Annotated in this window: 6 protein-coding genes and 2 pseudogenes; 4 read left to right on the forward strand and 4 right to left on the reverse strand. The window is 65.9% G+C overall.

Features of this window, described 5'->3' with window-relative positions; translation table 11 throughout:
• From WBF82_RS12565 to WBF82_RS12580, 4 genes and pseudogenes are all read right to left on the reverse strand, one after another.
• A pseudogene (locus WBF82_RS12565) lies at positions 1-301 on the reverse strand (PucR family transcriptional regulator); the annotation flags it as partial.
• A 45-nt stretch (positions 302-346) separates the two neighbouring features.
• Entirely contained in the window at positions 347-1,516 is a 1,170-nt protein-coding gene (locus WBF82_RS12570) for an acyl-CoA dehydrogenase (RefSeq protein ID WP_424383352.1), read from the reverse strand.
• The gene (locus WBF82_RS12575) at positions 1,497-3,023 is read right to left on the reverse strand and encodes a WS/DGAT/MGAT family O-acyltransferase (RefSeq protein ID WP_424383353.1); all 1,527 of its coding nucleotides are present in this window, start codon (positions 3,021-3,023) and stop codon (positions 1,497-1,499) included. Before WBF82_RS12575 ends, WBF82_RS12570 begins: the two co-directional genes overlap by 20 nt.
• Positions 3,024-3,035: 12 nt before the next feature.
• Positions 3,036-3,185 carry a hypothetical protein gene (locus WBF82_RS12580; RefSeq protein WP_424383354.1) on the reverse strand — a complete coding sequence of 50 codons (150 nt, stop codon included), beginning with the start codon at positions 3,183-3,185 and terminating at the stop codon, positions 3,036-3,038.
• Positions 3,186-3,226: 41 nt separating this feature from the next.
• Here WBF82_RS12580 and WBF82_RS12585 point away from each other — a divergent pair, with 41 nt between their 5' ends.
• The 4 genes and pseudogenes from WBF82_RS12585 to WBF82_RS12600 form a co-directional block, all read left to right on the forward strand.
• Positions 3,227-4,180, forward strand: coding sequence for an alpha/beta hydrolase (locus WBF82_RS12585; protein ID WP_424383355.1), 954 nt, complete (start codon positions 3,227-3,229; stop codon positions 4,178-4,180).
• Entirely contained in the window at positions 4,177-5,004 is an 828-nt protein-coding gene (locus tag WBF82_RS12590) for an SDR family NAD(P)-dependent oxidoreductase (RefSeq protein WP_424383356.1), read from the forward strand. Before WBF82_RS12585 ends, WBF82_RS12590 begins: the two co-directional genes overlap by 4 nt.
• 41 nt (positions 5,005-5,045) lie before the next feature.
• Positions 5,046-6,032 carry an alpha/beta fold hydrolase gene (locus WBF82_RS12595; RefSeq protein WP_424383357.1) on the forward strand — a complete coding sequence of 329 codons (987 nt, stop codon included), beginning with the start codon at positions 5,046-5,048 and terminating at the stop codon, positions 6,030-6,032.
• A gap of 7 nt (positions 6,033-6,039) precedes the next feature.
• Positions 6,040-6,319: pseudogene (locus tag WBF82_RS12600) on the forward strand (hypothetical protein); the annotation flags it as partial.

Consider the following 6,319-nt stretch of genomic DNA (forward strand, 5'->3'; position numbering starts at 1 on the left):
AAATTCTGGCGAGGTCGATACCGCGGCGCACCACGGTGCGGGCGGCGTCAAGTGCCTCGGGTGGTATCGCATCCGATAGCGGGGATTGCGCCTGGCGCGCCACCGCCAGGAATCGCTGCCAGTTGCCACGGTTGGTCGCGCTGAGTTCGGCTGCGATCGCGGCATCGGCGCCGAACTCCGGGACGACTTCGATCACTGCGGCGTCCATCGCCGCGACGGTGTCATCGGCCTCGAGGGCCAGTCGGTCCGCGATAGCGGCGATCAGTTCGTACGTTCGCGCGGTCGGCGCAACCGCTGTCATGGGATTAGTGTGCCACCGCACACCTGCCGAGGCTGTTCATTGCCATTAGCCGAGCAGAGCCCGGGCCATGACAACTCGCTGGATCTGGTTAGTGCCCTCGTAGATCTGGGTGATCTTGGCGTCGCGCATCATCCGCTCTACCGGGAAGTCTGTGGTGTATCCGTACCCGCCGAACAGCTGCACGACGTCGGTGGTCACCTCCATGGCTACGTCTGAGGCAAAGCACTTGGACGCCGAGGAGATGAAGCCGAGCGCAGCCTCCCCGCGTTCGGCGCGTGCCGCGGCCGTGTACACCATCAACCGGGCAGCCTCGATCTTCATCGCCATGTCGGCCAGCATGAACTGCACGCCCTGGAAGACGCTGATCGGCCTGCCAAACTGCTTGCGCTCCTTGGTGTATCCGATCGCCGCGTCGAGCGCTCCCTGCGCGATACCCACCGCTTGGGCACCGATGGTCGGGCGGGTGTGATCGAGCGTCGCCAGCGCGGTTTTGAAGCCCGTTCCGGGCTCGCCGATGATCCGGTCACCCGGGATGCGGCAGTTATCGAAATACAGCTCGGTGGTCGGGGAGCCCTTGATGCCGAGTTTCTTCTCCTTGGGGCCGACGCTGAAACCGTCGTCGTCCCGGTGGACCATGAACGCCGATATTCCGTTGGCGCCCTTGTCGGCATCGGTCACGGCCATCACCGTGTACCACGTCGACTTGCCGCCGTTGCTGATCCAGCATTTGGTGCCGTTGAGGATCCACTGGTCGCCGTCCTGACGAGCCCGGGTGCGCATCGAGGCCGCGTCGCTTCCTGCCTCCCGCTCCGAGAGCGCATACGACGCCATCGCCTCGCCCGACGCCAGCGTCGGTAGAACCTGCTGCTTCAGCTCGTCCGACCCGGCCAGGATCAGCCCCATGGTGCCCAGCTTGTTGACTCCCGGGATCAGCGACGCCGAGGCATCCACCCGCGCAATCTCTTCGATCACGATGCAGGTGGCCAACGCGTCGGCGCCCTGGCCGCCGTACCCCTCGGGCACATGCACCGCCGAGAAGCCCGCAGCGTTCAGCGCCTTGAACGCCTCCTCCGGGAAACGCGAATGCTCGTCGACTTCTGCGGCGTACGGGGCGATTTCCTTTTCGCACAGGTCGCGCAATACGGCGCGAAGTTCGTTGTGTTCATCAGGAAGCCGGAACAAATCGAAATCGGGATTACCTGACGGACGCGCCATGAGGACTCCTCCCTGCTCGCCGCTTGAGGTGGATGACCGAAGGGCGGACGTTGGCCAGATCACGAAGCTCACGCAGACCTGCCCGCAGGGCATCGAGGATGGGCCACGGGTCATCGGCCTGCTCGCGGTCGACAACGATGCCGATTTCGAGAGAATCCTGGTAGCTGAACACCGTGATGTTCAGGCCAATACCGTCCTTTACCCCGGAGATCGGGAACTGCGCCCGTTGCCGTGCGCCGGCCAGGTACACCGGTGCCGAAGGACCGGGGACATTCGAGATCATCAGGTTGACGGGCTGATTGACGCCGGGGAGCCGGGTCGCCTGGGACATTGCACGGGCGGCTGAGGTGAACAGCGCCGGGGGAATGACGCCGGTGGCGTCGCGCATGAGCGACACGGGTAACGAGCGGTGTTGTTTCTTGGCCTCGCTCATTGTCTGGCTGACCCGGCGTAGCCGCTCACCCGCGTCGGCCGTGTTGGTCGGTAGTTCGACGATCATCGCCGAGACCTGGTTTCCGAAGGTCCCCATCTGCTCTCGGGTGCGCACCGAAACCGGGATGATGCCCAGCAGCGGTTCGGCCGGTAGCTCACCCCGCCCCTCGAGCCAGCAGCGCAGCGCGGCGGCGCAAACGGCCAAGACCACGTCATTGACGGTGCACCCGAACGTGTTCTTGATCGCCTTGACGTCATCAAGACTCATCGACCCGAACGCGACCCGGCGCTGCGCCGATACCCGAGTTTGGAACGGGGTATTGGGCGCGACGAGGTCGTTGCCCTGCGGGACGGTTCCATCACCCGCTGCGGCCGCGAGCCGGCTGATCAGACGGCTGGTCCGGGCAATCATCCTTACCCCGGGCAGGTGGCGGATCGGAGGTACGTCGTCGAGGTGGGGCAAGGTGGTGGGCATCGCGCGCAACGCCCGAACAGGATGGCGCGCCATCCCGACCATGCCGCGGCCCAGCATCTCCACGTCGGAGGGGAAGTGCTCAGCAGGTATGGCGGACGCAGGTCCCATCTCCCGACCGGTGGCGGCGTCGTCGAGCAGCATGCGCATGACCTCGGCGCCCGAGACTCCGTCAACGGCTGCGTGATGCATCTTCGTCAGCACTGCCACCGCACCGTCGTGCAGCCCGTGGATCACATACATCTCCCACAGCGGGCGCGCCCGGTCCAGGTGCGTAGCGATCAGATGAGCCACCTGCTCAGCCAGCTGGCGCTCGTCGCCCGGTGCGGGAAGCCTGATTTCGCGGACGTGGTAATCGACATCGGTACCCCCCTGATCAACCCAGTACGGGTGATCGAGGCCGAACGGCACACGAGCGAGTCGCCACCGCAACGGGGGAAGCAGGTGCAGCCGCTCGGTCACCAGCTCACGAACCAGCGCCGCGTCGAGCGGTCGGCCGGCCGCGGTGACGGGGTCATACACCGCCAACGCGCTCACATGACCTTGGGTGCGGTCGTTTTCGGCGGCCAGGAATAGGGCATCGAGTGCCGTCAGTTGTCGCATTTGTTCACCGATCTACTTGACCGCCGCCACGGCGTCGGGTGTCGCGTCCTTGAGCATTGCGGCCAGCGTGGCACAACCCGGTCCCGGATACGGTGTGCCGCCGCACACTACATCACGGCGGAAGTGTGCCTCTGGCGATTCCGCCCGGGGCTCTTGCGCCATAGGTTCTGCGTCAGAAGAAACACCTTCGGACGAGGACCGGTATGGACGAGATCAGCTTCATCAGTGGCCGCGACCGTTGCGCCGCTTGGCATTTCAAGGCGAAAGGCGACGCGTTCGCCGGAGCGCGCGGAGTGCCGTGCGTGGTGATGGCACCGGGATTCGCCGGCACGCGGGACACCAGCGCCTTGATGGACTATGCGCGGGGCTTCGCTGGTGCCGGATTCGACGTGGTGTTGTTCGACTACCGCGGATTCGGCGGGTCGAGCGGGTCGCCGCGCCAGCTGGTGTCGGCCACACGCCAACGCCGGGACTACCGCGCCGCCATTACCGCCGCCCGGCAGCTCCCTACCGTCGACCCGGAACGCATTGTGCTGTGGGGCATTTCGCTCTCCGGCGGTCACGTCGTGCGCGCCGCCGCCGAGGACGGCCGCGTCGCGGCGGTGGTCGCGTTGACCCCGGCGATCGATGGAGTAACAGTGCTGGTGCGCCTGGCACGCACCGTCGGCATACGTCATCTGCTGCGCACGGCCGCACACGGTCTGCGCGATGCACAGCGAGCGATGACACGACGCGGGCCGCATCGGGTGCCGATGGTCGGAGCGCCGGGCTCGCGGGCGATCTTCGCCATCGACGGCGCCGAGCAGGACTACACCGCCGTCGCGGGCCCGAGCTGGCGCAACGAGGTGTGCGCGCGTACGGCGCTGCTGTTGGCGTTCAACCGGCCTATCACGTTCGCGCCGCGTCTCCGTTGTCCGCTGCTGGTGCAGGCCGGCACCGAAGACCGCATCGCCCCGCTCGCCACCGCCCGTCGAGCGGTCGCCAGAGCCGGCGCTCACGCGGAGCTGCGCGAGTACCCCATCGACCACGTGGACGTCTACACCGAACCCGCACATCAGCGCATCCTGGCCGACCAGCTCGATTTCCTGGGCCACCGCCTGGCGGCCTCCGGGTCCCAGCACGCCGCAAACACCACCACCGATTGGAGTCACCGATGAACGTCAAGAACCTGCGCAACCGGGTCGTGCTCATTACTGGTGCGGGCAGCGGAATGGGCCGCGCCACCGCACTTCTGTGTGCACGACGCGGCGCTCGGCTGGCCATCTGCGATCTGAACGAGGCCGGCCTGAAGGAGACCGCCGAGGCCGCCCGCGAGCTGGGCGCCGAGGTGCTCTCGCAGACCGTCGACGTCACCGATACAGAGGCGATGGATGAATTCGCCGAGGCCGTGCACGCCCGGTTCGACACGGTGGATCTGCTGATCAACAACGCTGGCATCGGCGTCGGCGCCGGATTCTTCGACACCGCGCCCGAGGACTGGGATCGCCAGCTCGCGGTCAACCTGATGGGGGTCGTACACGGCTGCGAGCGGTTCATCCCGCGGATGATCGAACGCGGCACGGGGGGCCAGGTCGTCAACGTGGCCTCGTCGGCCGGCTATGCGGCGATCCCGGCGATGTTCGCCTACTCGGTCACCAAGTTCGCGGTATTCGGCTTCTCCGAGGCGCTGCGCATTGAGATGCGCCGACACAAGATCGGGGTGACCACCATCTGTCCGGGGCTGATCAATACGGCGATCACCCGCACCAGCGTAATGCGCGGGGATCATGCCGACGAACGCGCCGCTCGGGTCGCTGGCCTTTATGAGCGCCGCGGCTACACAGCCGAACGGGCCGCGGCCAACATCTTGCGCGCTGCCGGCCGCAACCGCGCGGTCGCCCCGATCGCACCCGAGGCCCACTTCATGTACGGGCTGACCCGCATCGCGCCGCCCGTGGCGCGCTGGTTTGCCGCCCGCACATCCGACGTTCTCGCCAAATAGACCAGCCCACAACGCTCGAAACGCCGTCAAGGAGGCACACCATGAAACAACGCAATGTCCGCATGATCGAAACCAACGGCATCAGCCTGAAGGTGGTCGTGGAAGGCAGCGGCCCGTTACTTCTTCTGCTGCACGGCTTTCCGCAAAGCGCTTACCTGTGGCGCAACCAGATCGACGACTTGGTCGCCGCCGGCTATCAGGTTGCCGTGCCCGATCAACGCGGCTACGGCGGCAGCGACAAACCGGCAGAAGTTGAGGCCTACGATCTGCTGCAGCTGTCCGCCGATGCGGTCGGTATCGCCGACGCACTGGGACACGAGACGTTCACGCTGGTCACCCACGACTGGGGTGCGATCGTCGGCTGGCACGTCGCGTTGCTGTATCCGCAACGGGTAAACGCGGTCTTCGCGCTGAGCGTGCCGCCAACTATTGGGACGCCCGTCGGCGCCCTGACACGCCAGGAGAATTTCGGCGACAACTTCATCTACACCGTCTACTTCCAGCAGCCCGGTGTGGCCGAGGCCGAACTGGACGCCGACGTGCGCAAGTCGCTTCGCATGCTGTATTACTCCGTCAGCGGTGACGCGCCGGAATTCGGGTTCATGCGTCCCAAGCCCGCGAGCTCAAAGATGCTCGACGGTTTGGTCGACCCTGATCCACTGCCCAGCTGGCTCACCGAGGAAGACCTTGATCAATACGTCGAGGATTACCGCGATGGGTTCCGCGGTCCGATCAACTGGTATCGCAGCATCGACCGCGGCATCGGGCTCACCCGCCGTCTGCAGCAGAGCAAGATCACGCAGCCGTCCCACTTCATGATCGGCAGCCTGGATCCCATGAACGTGCTGCTCGCGGTTCCCCTTGCCAACTTGGCGCAGAACGCACCCAACTTGCAAGCCAACGTCGTACTCGAAGGTGCCGGCCATTGGCTGCCCATCGAGCGGCCAAAGGAAGTCAATGCCGCGCTGCTCGACTTCCTCGCCGGGCTGGACAGCGCGCCGCAGTCGCCGTCCATCACCAAGGAATGAAATCGCCATGGCCACAAGACCCGCCGGCTTCGCGCCGCCGCTCAATCAGATCGCGTTCTCCGTGGTCGACTTGCGCCTCACCGAACGTTGGTTTCGCGAAAGCTTCGGCCTGCTACCTTCCGGCGGCAGTCGCGCGTTGATGCGCGGCCGGCTGGCGGCCAATGTGCAGGGGCTACCCCGGGCAGCCTCGACCTGCTGGTGGCTGCTGGGCCGAAACTCCTGGTTTCAGCTGGAGCTGTTCCAATTCGAACGGCCGATCGCCACATTAATGCCGGCGGATTTTCGGC

Origin of the sequence: Mycobacterium sp., from assembly GCF_049673265.1 — a bacterium.
Lineage (GTDB): Bacteria > Actinomycetota > Actinomycetes > Mycobacteriales > Mycobacteriaceae > Mycobacterium.